Here is a 15,203-nt window from a genome sequence, read left to right as displayed (position 1 = left end):
GCGCCGCGGGTCTCCTCGTCGTATCCCGGATCACAGCAGGTACCCGGCGCCCGGCACGGTCCTGACGCACGGCGGGTCGCCGAGCTTGGCGCGCAACCGGCTGATGACGACGCGCACCACGGTGGTGAACGGGTCGACGTGCTCGTCCCACGCCGACTCCAGCAGCGTCTCGGCGCTCACCACGGTCCCGTTCGCCCGCATCAGCACCTCCAGCACCGCGTACTCCTTCAGCGACAGCCTCAGGAAGCGGCCGTCGCGGGAGACCTGCATCCGCTGGGGGTCCAGCACGATCCCGTGCCGTTCCAGCACCGGTGGCAGCGGCGGCTGGTTACGCCGGCCCAGGGCCCGCACCCGCGCCACCAGCTCGGCGTAGTCGAAGGGTTTGGGCAGGTAGTCGTCTGCCCCCAGCCCCAGCCCGGCGACCCGTTCGGGCACCGACGCGGCCGCGGTCAGCATCAGGACGCGGGTACGCGCCCCGGCCCGCACCAGGTCCCGGCAGATCACGTCGCCGGATATCCCGGGCAGGTCCCGATCCAGCACCAGCACGTCGTAGTCATTGACGGCCAGCCGTTCCGCCGCGGCCTCGCCGTCGTAGGCCACGTCGACCGCCATCGCGTGCCGCCGCAGCCCCATCGCCACCAGGTCGGCCAGATCCCGCTCGTCCTCCACCACCAGTATTCGCATGATCGAAGTCGTATCCGACCACCGGTAACAGCGGCGTTAACGCCCGCGCCGGGCCTTTGCCGTGCGGTCGGGCATCGCGTTCCTCCCGTCGGGTCTATTTATACAATTTTCTTTTGTGTAAACTCGGGGCATGACCTACGTGATAGGGCTCCCCTGCGTGGACGAGAAGGATCTGGCCTGCGTGGAGGAGTGTCCGGTCGACTGCATCTACGAGGGCGGCCGGAGCCTCTACATCAACCCGGACGAGTGCATCGACTGCGGTGCGTGCGAGCCGGTCTGCCCGGTCGAGGCGATCTACTACGAGGACGATCTCCCCGCCCCGCTGGGCGTCTACCTGGCCGACAACGAGCGGTTCTTCACCGAGCCGCTGCCCGGCAGGGACGCTCCCCTGGGGTCGCCCGGCGGTGCGGCCAGGATCGGCGCGCTGGGCGTCGACACCGCGATGGTCACGGCGCTGCCGCCGCAGGGGGCGTGAGCCGGACATGACCGGGCGAAGGAAACCTCGCGGGACCGATGACACCGACGGCTCGGGCGGCGCGACACCCGAAGGGGCGCCCGCGCGGGGCGTCCGGCGTCCCGAGAGGCCGGCGTGGACCGCCGAACGCCCCGTGGCACCGGCGACCGGCCGTCGAGGGCTCATCCTGACGATGCTCCGCGAATCCACCTCGCCGCTCGGCATCGGCGACATCGCCGCGCGACTCGACGTTCATCCCAACACGGTGCGGTTCCATCTCGACGCCCTGGCGGAAACGGGCCAGGTCGAGCGGGTCCACGCCGCGCCCACCGGCCCCGGCCGGCCGCCACTGGTGTTCCGGGCGCGGCCCGGGATGGATCTCGGCGGGCCGCGCAACTACCGCCTGCTCGCCGAGATCCTGGCCGGCAACCTGGCCGCGGACCCGGACCCCGCCGCCAGGGCCACCGAGGCCGGGCGCGCCTGGGGCGGTTTCCTGGTCGACCGGCCCGCCGCTCCTTCCCGCGAGGAGGCGGTGCGCGAGCTGGTACGGCTGCTCGACGACCTCGGGTTCGCGCCGGAGGAACGGCCGGCGGGCGATCCCCGGCAGATCGGGTTGCGGCACTGCCCGTTCGTCGAACTGGTCGAGACCCAGGCCGCGGTGATCTGCCCGCTGCACCTCGGGCTGATGCGGGGGGCGATGGCGGCGCTCGGCGCCCAGGTGACCGTGGACCGGCTCGTCCCGTTCGCCGAACCCGACCTGTGCCTCGCACACCTCACGACAGCGGGCGGCACCCGGTGACCGGCGACGCCCGCGATGGAGAAAGGAACCACGGATGACCCCGGCATCGGCCGTCGCCACCGGCGTGACGTTCGTCTGGCTCGGGATGGTGCTGGCCATCTCGTTCCTGGAGGCACCACTGAAGTTCCGCGCGCCCGGGGTGGACCTGCGCCTCGGGCTCGGGATCGGCCGGCTGGTCTTCCGTGCCCTCAACGCCGTCGAGGCCGTCCTCGCCGTGGCGCTCATCGTCATGATCTTCATTGCCGGCCCGCCGACCGGGACGGTGGTCGCCGCCGTCGTCACCGTCGCGGTCCTGGCGGTGCAGCTCGGTCTGGTCCGGCCACGGCTGACCCGGCGCACCGACCGTGTCCTCGCCGGTGAGGACGCCCCACGCTCAAAAAGCCACCATGTTTACGTCGTCCTTGAGACCGCCAAGGTCGCCGCCCTGCTCGTCACCGGCATCCTGCTGCTGACGGCGTGAACCGGCCGGGACGGAAGGGAACCACCATGCTGACGACCTCTCTGACCACCCTGACGAACGAGCACCTGGCCGCGGCGCGAAAAGCCGCGAGTGGGCGCAGCGCCCACACCGTCCACGGCGGACGCCGGAACTCCCTGCGTCAGACGCTGCTCGCGCTCGCCGCCGGACGGGGCCTCGACGAGCACGAGAGCCCCGGCGAGGCCACCCTGCAGGTGCTGCACGGACGCGTACGCCTGTCGACCCGCCAGGACAGCTGGGAGGGGGCGGCAGGTGACCAGGTCGCCGTCCCGGCGGAGCGACACAGCCTGACCGCGCTCGACGACTCCGCCGTCCTGCTCACCGTGGTGATGCGTCCCGCCCCGGCGCCCGGAGAGGACGCGCGCCCTCCGGCCGGCTGAGCACCGAGGCGCCGAGCACCCGCCGGCGGACCCGCGTCGTCCTGGCCGCCGGTGGTCGACGGCGGGTTCATCCGCGTTTCTGCAGGGTGTAGAGGCGGATCTCGATGCCGTCGGGGTCGGTCACCCCGCTGATCAGCCATCCGATGCTGGCCTCGGCGATCCCGGAGTGGGCCGTGCCGGCGGCGTCGAGGTGATCCGACCACTCCACCAGCGCGTCGTAGGTCGGCACGCCGAGCGCGACGGGATCGAAGCCCCGCAGTTCTCGGGCCAGCCGGGGCTCCTCGCGCAGCGCCAGCATGAGGGTGCCGTCCCGGTCCCGCAGCGCCACGCCGCGCAGCACTCCCGCCTCGACGAACTCGATCGCCACTTCGAGGCCGAGCACCCGCCCGTACCACTCGACGCTCTTGCGCACGTCAGAGACCGGCAGTTTGACGTGGTGGAATCCGCCCAGGGCCGTCATCGGTCACCCCTTCCCGGCCGGCGGGGACGCCGGCACGGATATGAAGTTATTAAAGTCACACTTTAAAGTGTTACTATAGTTTGGTGTCAGAGGTCAACGGCCGGAACCGAAGGTCCGCGCAGACCAGGCTCCGCATCGTCGAAGCCGCACACGGGCTGTTCGTCACCCACGGTTACACCGGGACGACCTTCCAGGAGATCGCGGACGCCGCCGGGGTGTCGGCCCCGACCGTCTACTTCCACTACGGCAACAAGGGCCGGCTCCTCAAGCACGTCGTCGACGTCGCCTCCGTGGGCGACGACGAGCCCGTCCCGCTGCTCGAACGGCCCTGGTTCGTCGCGCTGAAGGCCGCACCGGACCCGGCGACGGCCGTCCGGCGCTGGGTGCACGAGTCCGGCGCCATCCTCGACCGGGTCGCCCCCGTCCTGGCGGTGGTGCGCGACGCCGCGGCGAGCGATGCCGACATGGCCGCCCAGCGGGCCCGGAACGGCGAGGAACGGCGCACCGCCCACGGCGCGTTCGTCGCCGTCCTCGCCGGGCTGGGCCCCCTGAGACCCGGCCTGACCCGGCGCCGGGCCACCGACCTCGCCGTCGCCCTGCTCTCGCCGGACCTGTTCCTCGTCCTGACCCGCGAATGCGCGTGGACCACGAAGCAGTGGGAGAACTGGGTCACCGACCAGCTCGTCCACGCCCTGCTCCCGGCCCCCGCCAAGGAGCGGTGACGCCGCGCCGCACAGGTCGAAGGTGGCGGTACGCGAGCGCTCGGGAGGACACCCGCTGAGCGTCACGCCGGCGGCCGGGCGAGTTTGGCGGCCACGGCGTCGAGGACCCAGTCCAGGCCGGTCGCGAAGGACGCCTCGGCGTCCACCTCCGTGCCGTCGTGCACCGCCTTGGCCAGCGCCGGGAAGCGGCCCGTGGCCAGCATCCTCATCACATGCGGGCCGGAGGCGCGCTGCCAGTCGCGCTTGGACAGGCCCGTGGCGCGTTCGGCCCTCAGGTTCGCGATCTCGCGCCTGATCGCGCCGGTGAAGTAGGCGCCGACGGTCTCCACGGCGCGCATGACGGTGTCGAGGTCGGCGAGGCCGTCGAGGGCGGCCAGCGTGGCCTCGGTCACGGCGAGGGCGTTCGGCCCCAGGGTCGGACGGCCGCCGAGCAGGTCGGCCAGCCATTCGTGGCGGAGGGTGGCCTGCCTGGTGCGATGGGCGCGGACGCGCAGCACCTCCCGCCAGTCGCCGAGCGGCTCCTCGGGGAGGATCTCGGCGTGGACCTCGTCCACCATGAGGTCGAACAGCTCCTCCTTGGTGGAGATGTACCCGTACAGCCGCATCGGGCCGACGTCCAGCCGGGCGGCGACCTTGCGCAACGACACCGCTTCCAGCCCGCCCTCGTCGGCCAGCGCGATGGCGGCGGCGACGATTCGCTCCCGGTCGAGCGGCGCGGGGCGAGTCGGCGGCTCCGGCCGATCCCACACAGTCATGGATACATCGTACTGTTGCGATACAGTGTCTCAGAAAAATACAGTGTATTTACATGAGACATCGTATCGCCGTGATCGGAGGCGGCCCCGCCGGCCTTACCTTCGCCCGCGTCCTGCACCGCCACGGTCACCCCGTCACCGTCCTCGAACGCGATCCCGCCCCGGACGCCCGTCCCCCGGGCGGCACGCTGGACCTGCACGAAGGACTGGGCCAGCTCGCGCTGGGCAAGGCGGGGCTGCTGGCGGAGTTTCAGGCGCTGTCCCGTCCCGAGGGGCAGGCCATGCGCATCCTGGACACGGACGGGACCGTCCTGCGCGACTGGCGGCCCCGTCCGGGCGACCGGGCCAATCCCGAGATCGACCGCGGGCAACTCCGCGACCTGCTGCTCGGCCCCCTGGACGTTCAGTGGGGGCGGGATGTGACGGAGGTGCGGCCGGGGACCCGGGATGGCGTGCTGGTCCGTTTCACGGACGGGCGACAGGAGACGTTCGACCTCGTGGTCGGCGCGGACGGCGCCTGGTCCCGGGTCCGCCCGGCGGTCTCGTCCGCGACGCCGCACCACACCGGCGTCACCTTGGTCGAGACCTCCCTGGACGACGTCGACACCCGCCACCCCGACCTCGCCCGGCTGATCGGCGACGGTTCCGTGGCCGTGTACGGCGTGAACCGCGCCCTCGTCGCCCAGCGCAACAGCGGCGGCCACGTCAAGGTGTACGCCCGGTTCCGCGCGCCGCTGGACCGGCATACGGGCCCGAACCGGCGCGCGGGCCTGGACGCAGGCCTGGACGCGGCCGACGTCGAGGCCGTGCGATCAAGTCTGCTGGCTCTGTTCGACGGCTGGGCCGCTCCCGTCCTCGACCTCCTCCGCCACGGCACCGCCTTCGTCCGCCGCCCTCTCCACGTCCTGCCCGTGTCCCACACCTGGGCCCACGTCCCCGGGGTGACGCTACTGGGCGACGCCGCCCACCTGATGCCCCCATTGGGAGTGGGCGCGAACCTCGCGATGCTGGAAGGCGCCGAACTCGCCGAGTCCGTCGCCGCCGCCCCCGGCCCTGGCGATCTGGACGAGGCCGTCCGCGCCTTCGAGGAACAGATGTGGGCACGGGCCGGCAGGTGGGCGAAGATCACGGCGGCCGGTCTGGAACGCCTCGTGAGCCCGGACCCCACCGAAGCCCTCGCCCTCTTCGACGAAGTCCAGCCGTCCTGACCGCCAGGCGCGGGAGCACCGGCACCGGCGGCTCACCATGGCCTCAGCGATGAGACGGCTCCGGCGAGGGTCTCGGCGAAGGAGCCTCGGAAGCCGGGGGAAAGGCCCTCCGACCCGCATACCCAAGATCTTCAAAAGGTTGGATCTTCACCGCCACCGGCAATTCATCATCAACGCTTTTCACATTTATCCACATATCAGCTTTTTTCATCATAAATCAGCATTTGCCCGTCATAGGAGTGTGGCGGGAACCGGCCCGGGAATCATTCGGGAGTAGCCGACGATTAGCCGGCAACGCGGGATCCCTGGATGGCGACACACGCCGGATCTTGGGGGTGCACGGTGTTCGAACCGCGCGAGTTGGGCTCAGGCCTGGGTTACCGGGCCGAGCTCGCAGAGATGATCGACCAGCACGCCGACCGGATCGACTGGTTGGAAGTGATCACTGAGCACTTCCTGTTCGCCCCGGCCGACAGGCGGGAACGGTTGCGCGCGCTGGCCACCCGCTTCCCGATCGTGCCGCACGGAGTGGAGATGTCCATCGGATCGGACCGCGAGGTGGACGGGGCCTACCTTGAGGCGCTGGCGGCTCTGGTCGCCGAGATCGACGCGCCCTGGTTCAGCGACCATCTCTGTTTCACCCGGACCGATCAGGTGGCGCTCGGGGTGCTCGTGCCGCTGCCCCGTACCCGGGAGACGGCACGCCGGCTGGGGCACCGGGCGCAGCGGGTGCAGGACGCGGTGGGGGCGCCGTTCCTGCTGGAGAACATCACCTACTACGTGGATCTGGCCGGCCCGCTCAGCGAGGCGCAGTTCATCGCCGAGGTGATGGAGAACTGCGAGTGTCATCTGCTACTGGACCTGACCAATCTCGACATCAACGCCCGCAATCACGATTTCGATCCGCTGGAGTTCCTCGGCACCATCCCGGTGGAGCGGGTGGCGCAGGTGCACCTGGCGGGCGGTGCGGACACCGACGACGGCGAGCCGTCCCTCGACACCCATGGTGAACCGGTACCGCCCCGGGTGTGGGAACTGCTGGCCGAACTGGTGGGCCGCACCACCGTTCGGGCCACCCTGGTGGAACGGGACCGCAACTTCCCCGACGATCCGTACGAGCTGCTGGCGGAGATCGACCGGGCCCGGACCCTGCTGGCGGGGGGCGTCTGATGGGCCTGCTGGAGGCCCTGGCGGCGGTGCTGACCCGCGAGTCCGAGCTGGCGACGCTGCGTGAGCACCCCGCCCGGCTGCGGCGCCGTTACGGGCTGAGCGACGCCGAGCTGGCCATGCTGACCGGCGCCTCCCCCGCGGGACTCCGGGTCACCGGCGAGAGCGTCCGCGGCAAGCTGGTGCAGAAGGTGACGACCTGTCTGCCCGCCACCGTCGCCGAGCTGAAGGCCCACCACCCGGAACTGCTGAACGGATTCGCCGCCGCCACCGTCCGCCGGCCGCGACCGGGCGAGGGGGTCACGGATTCCGGGGAGGCCGGGCAACTGGTGACGTGGATCGACGGCCGGGTGCCGGCGCCACTGGTCGACTTCGCCCGCTACGAACTGCTGTGCGGACAACTCGCCGGTGACCGGCGGGCCGCCCAGGCGGCCGGGGAACCGATCCTCGCTCCGGACGGACCGCTACGTGGGACGCCCAGCGTCTCCCCCGCCGTCCGGGTCGCGTTCTTCGACCACGACGTCACCGCCGAGCCGCCGCCCTCGCGACTGCCCGCCCGGCGCACGTCGATCCTGCTGCGACGCCAGTGGGGTGAGCCGGCGCTCCGGGTCTACCGGATCAACGACGCCACCGCCGCCCTGCTGGGCCGCTGCGACGGCACCCGGAGCGTCGCGGAGGTGATCGCGGAGATGATCGCAGAGGTCGGCGCCGACGCCGAACAGGTCACCGGCATGCTCACCCGGTTCGCGGCGGCCGGAGTGGTACGCCTCGCCCCCGGCCGTTACTGACTCGGCTCCCCATCAGGCTCCGCGCCGACCTCGCAGAGGTCACCCGAACGGCGCGGAAAGCGGCCCGGCAACGGGTCGTCGAGCTGTGGCCCGCCCACGGCGGGTCACACTGCGAAAGGAAACCCATGAGCACAGAGACCCTGACCGAGACCACCGTCGACCAGACATTTGTGTTCGAACCTGTAGTCGATCTCACCTCTGCCCAGGCACCGGATCACTGCGGCGGAAACACCTGCAGTCGATGCGGTCACTAGCCACGACAACGGACAGAGGAGAAGAGGAGTGGGGTCTCGACAACCCCACTTCTCTGCTGTCCGTTGCCGTGGTCGACCGTCTCGGTACCCGCTCACCGCCGAATCAGCCGCCCGTACCTCCAGAAGCCGGTCACCCGCCGCCTCCGGACGAGAAGCCCTCGGCCGAGATCTCCTGGCCGCAGTGGACTCCGCGCACCGTGCGCACGGCGTTGCCGATCACTCCCGTGACGTCGATGCACCTGTGCCGGGCCGAGACGTACATCGGGCCCGCGTACTGCGCGAACCGCCCGTGCTCGTGGGCGGCGTGCCCGCCGCCGGTGAGGCTGAGGGTCACCGCCTTATGGGCCCGACCCTGGAGCCTCGGGCGAGCACCGGCGGATCCCCCGACGGATATCCGCAGGTCTTCTCCCATGCGAGAGGCGGCCGGACGGCTGCCGGAGGCGGCGCGATGAGTGAGCCGGGAACGGCTGGGCAGGTCGGAGTACTCGCGGAGGTCGTCTCCGCGAGTCACTGGGGGGTGGCATGGTGAAGGAGCTGGAAACGCTGGGCCAGGTCGAGTTGCCCGCGGAGGTCACCTCCGTGCCCAAGGCGCGGCGCTACGTCCGTGAGTTGCTGGAGGGCTCGGCGCACGCCCAGACCGACGACGCGCTCCTGCTGGTCAGCGAACTCGTCACCAACGCCGTGTGCCACTCCGACTCCGGACGCGTCCCCGGCGGACGGGTCATCGTGGCCGTCGCCCGCCACAATGGAACGCTCCACTGCGACGTGATCGACGCCGGTTCGGCCAGGCACACCCCCTGGCTCCGTACCGAGGTCGACTTCGACAGCGGCGGGGGACGGGGCCTGTGGCTGGTCCAGAAACTGGCCACGGCCTGGGGCTGGAACGAGATCACCACCGGCCGCGTGGTCTGGTTCCAACTGGGAGGACCATGAACACCACACCGCCGGCCTCCCCGCCGTTCCGCTGGAAAGGGAGGCCGGCGTTTCCTCGATCCGGCCGCCTCGCACCACCTCGGCGGCCTGGGTGCCGGTAGCGCCCGTGCGGACAGGCCGGCCACGCGCGGCCGTCCCTTCTCACACTCGGCCCGTCGTCAGGCGAACAACCCGCCGCCTCACGCGTACCGCGTGGACAGGGATACCGCGGTGGCCCGGCCCTCTCACCGTCCGTAGAACATCACAATGCAAAAATCAGCAGCTGAAGGCGGCGAACTTGGCGTCGAACGAGTAGTGATAGTACTTCCGCTTTGAGATTTCGGTTACGCCGCTGAACGGGCGGTTGCACTGAACGATGACGTCCTTGGCCTCAGCGAGGAGGTCGTCTCCGGAAGTGTCGTCTTCCCATACCTGGACCGTCACCTTCTCACCCGGCGAAAACTTGATAGGGTAATGCGATGGGAATTGGACTATCTGGCCCTCTTCGTCCTCGTTGACGTCGACCGTGCCATTGGTCGGGGCGAAGCGCTGACTTACTCCATTACGCACGACATTGATGAAGACTTCGTCACCGTTGCTAAAGGTCCCCTCCTCGTCAATGTCGTGAGCGTAGACGGTGATGCCGAGTTCGGTTTCGACGAGGGCGGGGGCGGCGGTGACAGGAGCGGCGCCGGCCGGGGCGGCGGTGGCAAGGGCCAGCACCCCAAAGAGGCCTAGCATCGACAGAACAGTACTGGGCTTGGAACGCGCGAGCATGGTTTCCTCTTTTATTCGGTCGATTTATCCCATCGATCGCGGCCAAAGCTTCCGCAGCCTCCTTGGAGGAGGCTTGCAGATAGCTTGGAGTCCGCCCGGTGGACACCTGACCTCCATAAAACCCTGTTTCCCGAAAGCCGGCCGGCGAACACCATCTGGCAGCGCTCACTCAAGTCCGGGTCGGCGGCGGCGTGCAGCACGTACCGGGGGCCTGTCCACGTTCACCGTACGGCCGGCGTCCACCGGTCGCTCGTAGTACGCGGCCATGCCGTCGCGTATAGCCTCGCCCCCCGCCAGGAGGCCTGGAAAGGCGCGGCCGGCCGGAACGAGCGGCGCCTCGAAAACGCCGTCCGCGGTGAACATCTCGGCCGGCGCGACGGCGTTCCCGGTCATCCCGGCCCAGACACAACGCTCGAAGATCTCCTGCGGGGCCGAGGACACGGCGAACCCCTTCGCTCGGGGAGCACGAAAGGCTACAACACGTTCCCTGAATCGGTCTCGCGCCGAGGCCTCAGAAGGCGCCGTCCACGCCGGACGAGCCGCCGTGGCCTTCCGCTTTTCCTGGAAGTCGCCAGAACAAACGGATTCGCAGGGAAATTTGCGTCAAATATACCTACTTCAAGAATGAGAAAGCAGACAATCAGCTCCCCGACTCCAAAGGGTTCGCCTTATATCGTGCCTGGTGCCCATGGCCGCAAAGTGATCCGACTCGCGGCCCTTCAGAGGAGGAACCCATGTACGGAAAGCGACAGTTGATGGTGCTCGGCCCGGCGCTTCTCGCGGCCCTGGCCCTTGGACCGGTCCCGTTCTCGCACGCCTCGGCCGCGCCGGACCCCGCGGTGCCGGCGGCGAGCACCCTGCCGGCCAGGGTGACGGAGCCGACCCCACCGGCCAGGGACCCGAGAGGCGGATACTGGAACGGTTACCGGGACGGCTACCGGGCCGCCGGCCAGGACTGCTCAAGGCCAAGGGCGAAATCAGGAGAACTGCCCGGCCTGGCCCTGAGGATAAGTGACTACGACAGAGGCTGGCTGGACGGCTACGACGACGGCCACGACCGATTCTGCAGATAATCGCGAACAAAATACTCCACCGGTCGGCACCGAACGACAAAAACGCGCGGTCAAGCGCGTTTCGCCGGCCGTGAACGAAGCAGCGGAGCTCCAGCCGAAGGACTTTCACGGGCTGGGGCTCCGCTGTTCGCATACTCTGCCGCCGCTCGCGAAGTCCCTCTGACCAAAGGGCCCTTCGCCCCGACACACGCGAGCACGGAACCCCGCGCGGCGCGCCACCCCGGCCGCGTCGCGCGAAGAAGAGGGCCCCAGGCGGACCTCCTCGGGGCACGCTCGGCGGCACCGGCTTCCGTCTCGCCGTCGGCCTCCGATCCGGAAACCGGCGCGGTGGCGCACCTGTCGTCGTCCGGCCCGCGCCGCCGGTCGAACGGCCCTCGATGCCCGCGGATGACCGGGAACGCCCGAGGCGGCAACCCGGCGAGAGACCTCCCAAGGGCTTACGGTCCGCTTATGAGCCGAGGCCAGAAGGCCCCGCATCGCCCGCCGGCAGGCGGGGACCTCGGTAAAGGTTTCCACTACCAGTGGATGTCCCGGCTGGCCAACCCCGTGCTCGGCTGGATCATCGGCTGGGTCTGGTTTCGAGTCGGCGGCCAACCTCGCCGAGGAGACCAAGGACCCGGCCCGGGTCGTCCCCCGCGCCATGTGGCAGGCGGTTCTCGCCTCCGGTGTGCTCGGCTTCCTGTTCCTCGTCGCCGTCACCCTGCTGCCGGCGATCATCTACATCGGAACCGTCGTCCTGTACGTGGTCAAGCGGAAGTCGCTGCGGCCGAGCAAGGGGTTCGCCCTGGGCCGCTGGGAGATCCCGGTGATCATCGTCGCGCTGATCTGGCTGGTGTTCGAGCTGCTGCTCTTCCGTGACTCCTCGTTCGTGGAGTCCTGGGTCTACGTGCTCCTCATGCTCGCCCTCGGCGCCGTGTACTTCGCCTACCTGCTGCTCACCAGGGGCGCCAAGGGCCTGGTGATGCCGGACATGCACTCCATCGACGCGGAGCTGACCGCCGACGCCTCGGGTACGGCCAAGGGCAGGCACGCGGAGGGGACCCACCGACGGTGACCACGGTACTGGCGATAGATCAGGGAACATCCGGCACCAAGGCGATCGTCGTCGACGCCCGCGGTGAGGTGCTCGGCCTCGTCGAGCTCCCGGTCCGCCCCACCTACCTGCCCGGCGGCGGGGTCGAGCAGAACCCCCGGAAACTGCTCGACTCGGTGCTCAACGCCGGCCGAGCGGCCGTCGCGCGGGCCGGGGTGCGGATCGACGCCGTCACGCTGGCGAACCAGGGCGAGACCGTCCTGGCGTGGGACCCCGCCACGGGGGAACCGCTCTCGGCCGCCATCGTGTGGCAGGACCGCCGCTCGGAGAGCATCTGCGCGGAGCTGGAGGAGTTCAAGGACCGGATCGCCGCGACCACCGGGCTGATCCTGGACCCGTACTTCTCCGCCCCGAAGATGGCCTGGCTACGCCGGAACGTGACCGGGGAGGGGGTGGTCACCACCTCCGACTCCTGGATCATCCACCATCTGACCGGGGAGTTCGTCACGGACGTCGCCACGGCCGGCCGGTCGCTGGTCACCCGGCTCAACGACGGCGACTGGGACCCGGAGCTGCTGGAGCTGTTCGGGCTCGGCACCGAGCGCCTGCCGCGCATCGTCTCCTGTGACGAGGTGGTCGGCCGCACCTCCGCGTTCGGCGGGAACGTCCCCGTCGGCGGACTCGTGGTCGGCCAGCAGGCCGCCCTGCTGGCCGAGAACTGCCTGAACCCGGGCGAGGCGAAGTGCACCTTCGGCACCGGCGCGTTCCTGCTGGCCAACACCGGCACCTCCGCCGCGCGCTCCACCGCCGGGCTGGCCGCCTCGGTCGCCTGGCGGGTCCGGGGGAGACCTCGTACTGCTTCGACGGCCAGGTCTACACGGCCGCCTCCGCCGTACGGTGGATCCAGGATCTCGGCTTCATCCGCGGTGCCGCGGACCTGGACACGGTCGCGGCGGCGGACGCCGAGGGGGTGCTGTGCGTGCCGGCGCTGGCCGGCCTGGCGGCCCCCTGGTGGCGTCCCGACGCCAAGGCCTCGTTCTCCGGGCTGACCCTCTCCACCGGTTCCGGGCACCTCGTGCTCGCCGTGCTGCAGGGGATCGCGGCACAGGTCGCCGAGCTCGGCGACCTCGTCGCCGCCGACCTCGGGCAGCCGCTGACCCGGCTGCGGGTGGACGGCGGGCTCACCCGCAGTCGACCGCACCGACACCGGGACCTCGGAGAAGGGATTCGAGTTCCTGCTGGGCAAGGGCGAGAAGCTGATGCCCGACCTGCTGCTTGAGGAGGTCACCGCGACCTACGCGGGCCTGCGCGCGGCGAGCGACCATCCCGACTACCTCATCGAGGCCGACGCCGGGCGGCGCTACGTGCTGGTCGGCGGGATCCGCTCGACCGGCCTGACCGCCGGCATCGCCATCGCCGAGCACGTCGCCGGCCTGGCCCGCGACGCCGGGCTGGCGCTCGTACCACGGGAGAGGCTGCCGGAGCCGCCCCGCATGTCCAACCTCGGCGAGGCGTTCACCCGCCCGTACCAGGACGCCGCCCGGATCGCCGCCGACCCCGCCTACGGCAAGGTGGTCTGCTTCTGCGAGCGGGTCACCGCCGGCGAGGTCCGCGACACCTTCCGGTCGCCGATCCCGCCGGCCACCCTGGAGGGGCTGCGCCGCCGCACCCGGGCGATGAACGGGCGCTGCCAGGGGTTCTTCTGCGGCGCCGAGGTCAAGAAGCTGCTGGAGAGCAGGGGCGAGAGCACCTGCGAGCAGCGCCACGCACCGCTGGAGGCCGGCCGATGACATCCGGTGACATCACCACCCTCACCCCGGCCGTCGTCATCGTCGGCGCCGGCCCCTCCGGGCTGAGCGCCGCCCGTGAACTCGCGCCGAGGATCAACGGTGACGTCCTCGTCCTCGACCGGGAGAGCACGGCCGGGGGCATCCCCCGGCACAGCGACCATCCCGGCTACGGGATCAGGGACATGCGGCGCTTCATGAGCGGTCCCGCCTACGCCAGGAGGCTCGTCCGGCAGGCCGAGGCCGCCGGTGCGAAGATCCTGACGAACGCCACCGTGACGAACTGGGCCGGTGACCGGACGATCGAGGCCACCACCCCGCGTGGCCGCGTCCGGGTCGAGGCGCGGGCCGTCATCCTGGCGACCGGTGCCCGGGAACGCCCACGACCGGCCCGGCTCATCCCCGGAGACCGCGCCCACGGCGTCTACACCACCGGGCACCTGCAGAACCTCGTCCACCTGCAGCACGGGAAGGTCGGGAAGAGAGCCGTCGTCGTCGGCGCCGAGCTGGTCAGCTGGTCGGCCGCGCTGACCCTGCGCGAGGCCGGTTGCCGGACCGTCCTGATGACCACCGAGTATCCCCGGCCGGACTCCTACTCCCTGTTCAGCGTCCCCGGCCGGATCCTCTTCCGTACCAGGGTCGCCACCCGTACCCGGGTGACGAAGGTCATCGGCCGGCCGGAACTGCGGGCCGTCGAGATCGGGGACCTCGACACCGGCAGAAGGCGGGTCGTCGAGTGCGACACGCTCGTCCTCACCGGTGACTGGATCCCCGACCACGAGCTGGTACGCGCGGCGGGAATCACCATGGCCCCCGGCACGAACGGCCCGCTGGTCGACAACGCGCTGCGTACCGACAGGCCGGGCGTGTTCGCCGTGGGCAACCTGCTCCACCCGGTCGACACCGCGGACATCGCGGCGATCGACGGCGCCCATGTCGTGCGCGCCGTCATCGCCTGGTTGCGCGGCGGCGGCACCCCGGCCGAGCAGGTGCGTCTCATCGCCGACGCGCCCTTCCGCTGGGTGGCGCCGGAGATCTTCCGCCCGAAGGATCCGGCCCCGGCGCGCCGCCGCCTGCTGCTGTGGAGCGACCGCTACATCCCGTTCCCCCGGATCGTTCTCCGGCAGGAGGGAGGGTCATCGCCCGGAAGCGGCTGTGGTGGCCGGCGGCTCCCGGCCGGGTGTTCCGCATCCCGGCGAGCGTCCTCACCGCGGTCAGGCCGGACGCCGGTCCGGTGCACATCGGCGTGGAGACCTGACACATCCCCGGTGAGCGGCCCCCGGCCACACCGGTCGGGGGCCGCTCACGTATCCGGCGTCGTCCGGGAGCGCGGGTCGAGGCCGCGCCGGGGCCGGGCGGCCTGGCACCGCTCACCCGTGGGGCGTCAGTCAGGTCCCAGCACAGAACACGGTGCGGCCGTGCCGGCGTAGATCGGCGTCCGGTCCGCGGCCTCGCTCGGTGACATGGCGAGG

The 15,203-nt window shown here is 70.7% G+C and carries 20 protein-coding genes and 1 pseudogene; 15 read left to right on the top strand and 6 right to left on the bottom strand.

The annotated features are described in order from the left end of the window. Positions 1–30: 30 nt before the first annotated feature. Positions 31–684 carry a response regulator transcription factor gene (locus AB0J58_RS13020; RefSeq protein WP_364214253.1) on the bottom strand — a complete coding sequence of 218 codons (654 nt, stop codon included), beginning with the start codon at positions 682–684 and terminating at the stop codon, positions 31–33. Positions 685–814: 130 nt separating this feature from the next. Between AB0J58_RS13020 and fdxA the strand changes: the two genes are divergently transcribed. The 4 genes from fdxA (at position 815) to AB0J58_RS13000 (ending at position 2,795) form a co-directional block, all read left to right on the top strand. Next, entirely contained in the window at positions 815–1,159 is a 345-nt protein-coding gene (gene fdxA, locus AB0J58_RS13015; protein WP_343962852.1) for a ferredoxin, read from the top strand. A 133-nt stretch (positions 1,160–1,292) separates the two neighbouring features. After that, complete coding sequence (locus tag AB0J58_RS13010) at positions 1,293–1,937, top strand: helix-turn-helix domain-containing protein (RefSeq protein ID WP_364214441.1); 645 nt, start codon at positions 1,293–1,295, stop codon at positions 1,935–1,937. A gap of 34 nt (positions 1,938–1,971) precedes the next feature. Then, positions 1,972–2,397 (top strand): hypothetical protein, encoded by a 426-nt coding sequence (locus tag AB0J58_RS13005; protein ID WP_364214250.1) that lies wholly within the window; start codon positions 1,972–1,974, stop codon positions 2,395–2,397. A gap of 26 nt (positions 2,398–2,423) precedes the next feature. Continuing rightward, entirely contained in the window at positions 2,424–2,795 is a 372-nt protein-coding gene (locus tag AB0J58_RS13000) for a cupin domain-containing protein (protein WP_364214247.1), read from the top strand. 67 nt (positions 2,796–2,862) lie between these two features. On the opposite strand, the gene AB0J58_RS12995 is transcribed toward AB0J58_RS13000, so the two are convergent. Further along, on the bottom strand, positions 2,863–3,255 hold the full coding sequence (locus tag AB0J58_RS12995) for a VOC family protein (protein ID WP_364214245.1): 393 nt from the start codon (positions 3,253–3,255) through the stop codon (positions 2,863–2,865). Positions 3,256–3,338: 83 nt separating this feature from the next. On the opposite strand from AB0J58_RS12995, the gene AB0J58_RS12990 reads away from it, so the two are divergent. Beyond that, entirely contained in the window at positions 3,339–3,977 is a 639-nt protein-coding gene (locus AB0J58_RS12990; protein WP_364214242.1) for a helix-turn-helix domain-containing protein, read from the top strand. 62 nt (positions 3,978–4,039) lie between these two features. Here AB0J58_RS12990 and AB0J58_RS12985 read toward each other — a convergent pair whose 3' ends face one another. Next, complete coding sequence (locus AB0J58_RS12985; RefSeq protein ID WP_364214239.1) at positions 4,040–4,732, bottom strand: TetR/AcrR family transcriptional regulator; 693 nt, start codon at positions 4,730–4,732, stop codon at positions 4,040–4,042. A gap of 53 nt (positions 4,733–4,785) precedes the next feature. Between AB0J58_RS12985 and AB0J58_RS12980 the strand changes: the two genes are divergently transcribed. The 3 genes from AB0J58_RS12980 to AB0J58_RS12970 all read left to right on the top strand — a co-directional run bounded on the left by AB0J58_RS12980 (position 4,786) and on the right by AB0J58_RS12970 (position 7,895). Next, entirely contained in the window at positions 4,786–5,940 is a 1,155-nt protein-coding gene (locus AB0J58_RS12980; protein ID WP_364214236.1) for an NAD(P)/FAD-dependent oxidoreductase, read from the top strand. Between the two features lie 309 nt (positions 5,941–6,249). Next, the gene (locus AB0J58_RS12975; protein ID WP_364214233.1) at positions 6,250–7,110 is read left to right on the top strand and encodes a DUF692 domain-containing protein; all 861 of its coding nucleotides are present in this window, start codon (positions 6,250–6,252) and stop codon (positions 7,108–7,110) included. Further along, complete coding sequence (locus AB0J58_RS12970; protein ID WP_364214230.1) at positions 7,110–7,895, top strand: PqqD family protein; 786 nt, start codon at positions 7,110–7,112, stop codon at positions 7,893–7,895. Before AB0J58_RS12975 ends, AB0J58_RS12970 begins: the two co-directional genes overlap by 1 nt. Before the next feature lie 384 nt (positions 7,896–8,279). Here AB0J58_RS12970 and AB0J58_RS12965 read toward each other — a convergent pair whose 3' ends face one another. Next, positions 8,280–8,483, bottom strand: coding sequence for a hypothetical protein (locus tag AB0J58_RS12965; RefSeq protein ID WP_364214227.1), 204 nt, complete (start codon positions 8,481–8,483; stop codon positions 8,280–8,282). A gap of 188 nt (positions 8,484–8,671) precedes the next feature. On the opposite strand from AB0J58_RS12965, the gene AB0J58_RS12960 reads away from it, so the two are divergent. Continuing rightward, entirely contained in the window at positions 8,672–9,082 is a 411-nt protein-coding gene (locus tag AB0J58_RS12960) for an ATP-binding protein (RefSeq protein ID WP_364214224.1), read from the top strand. A 255-nt stretch (positions 9,083–9,337) separates the two neighbouring features. Here AB0J58_RS12960 and AB0J58_RS12955 read toward each other — a convergent pair whose 3' ends face one another. Together AB0J58_RS12955 and AB0J58_RS12950 are read right to left on the bottom strand one after the other, a co-directional pair. Further along, on the bottom strand, positions 9,338–9,838 hold the full coding sequence (locus AB0J58_RS12955) for a hypothetical protein (RefSeq protein WP_364214221.1): 501 nt from the start codon (positions 9,836–9,838) through the stop codon (positions 9,338–9,340). Between the two features lie 165 nt (positions 9,839–10,003). Beyond that, the gene (locus AB0J58_RS12950) at positions 10,004–10,279 is read right to left on the bottom strand and encodes a hypothetical protein (RefSeq protein WP_364214218.1); all 276 of its coding nucleotides are present in this window, start codon (positions 10,277–10,279) and stop codon (positions 10,004–10,006) included. Positions 10,280–10,572: 293 nt separating this feature from the next. Here AB0J58_RS12950 and AB0J58_RS12945 point away from each other — a divergent pair, with 293 nt between their 5' ends. From AB0J58_RS12945 to AB0J58_RS12920, 6 genes and pseudogenes are all read left to right on the top strand, one after another. After that, positions 10,573–10,911, top strand: a complete 339-nt coding sequence (locus tag AB0J58_RS12945) for a hypothetical protein (protein WP_343962871.1) — start codon at positions 10,573–10,575, stop codon at positions 10,909–10,911. 475 nt (positions 10,912–11,386) lie between these two features. Then, entirely contained in the window at positions 11,387–11,965 is a 579-nt protein-coding gene (locus tag AB0J58_RS12940) for a hypothetical protein (RefSeq protein WP_364214438.1), read from the top strand. Continuing rightward, positions 11,962–12,537: pseudogene (locus tag AB0J58_RS12935) on the top strand (FGGY family carbohydrate kinase); the annotation flags it as partial. The gene AB0J58_RS12940 and the pseudogene AB0J58_RS12935, both read left to right, overlap by 4 nt. A 149-nt stretch (positions 12,538–12,686) precedes the next feature. Beyond that, positions 12,687–13,223, top strand: a complete 537-nt coding sequence (locus tag AB0J58_RS12930; protein ID WP_364214215.1) for an FGGY-family carbohydrate kinase — start codon at positions 12,687–12,689, stop codon at positions 13,221–13,223. Further along, positions 13,180–13,734, top strand: coding sequence for a (2Fe-2S)-binding protein (locus tag AB0J58_RS12925; protein ID WP_364214435.1), 555 nt, complete (start codon positions 13,180–13,182; stop codon positions 13,732–13,734). Before AB0J58_RS12930 ends, AB0J58_RS12925 begins: the two co-directional genes overlap by 44 nt. After that, positions 13,731–15,161, top strand: coding sequence for an NAD(P)/FAD-dependent oxidoreductase (locus AB0J58_RS12920; RefSeq protein WP_364214212.1), 1,431 nt, complete (start codon positions 13,731–13,733; stop codon positions 15,159–15,161). The genes AB0J58_RS12925 and AB0J58_RS12920 overlap by 4 nt, the downstream gene beginning before the upstream one ends. Positions 15,162–15,203 lie beyond the last annotated feature (42 nt).

This window comes from Streptosporangium sp. NPDC049644, from assembly GCF_040675205.1.
GTDB lineage: Bacteria > Actinomycetota > Actinomycetes > Streptosporangiales > Streptosporangiaceae > Streptosporangium > Streptosporangium fukuiense.
This window is presented reverse-complemented; position numbering and strand designations above follow the sequence as displayed.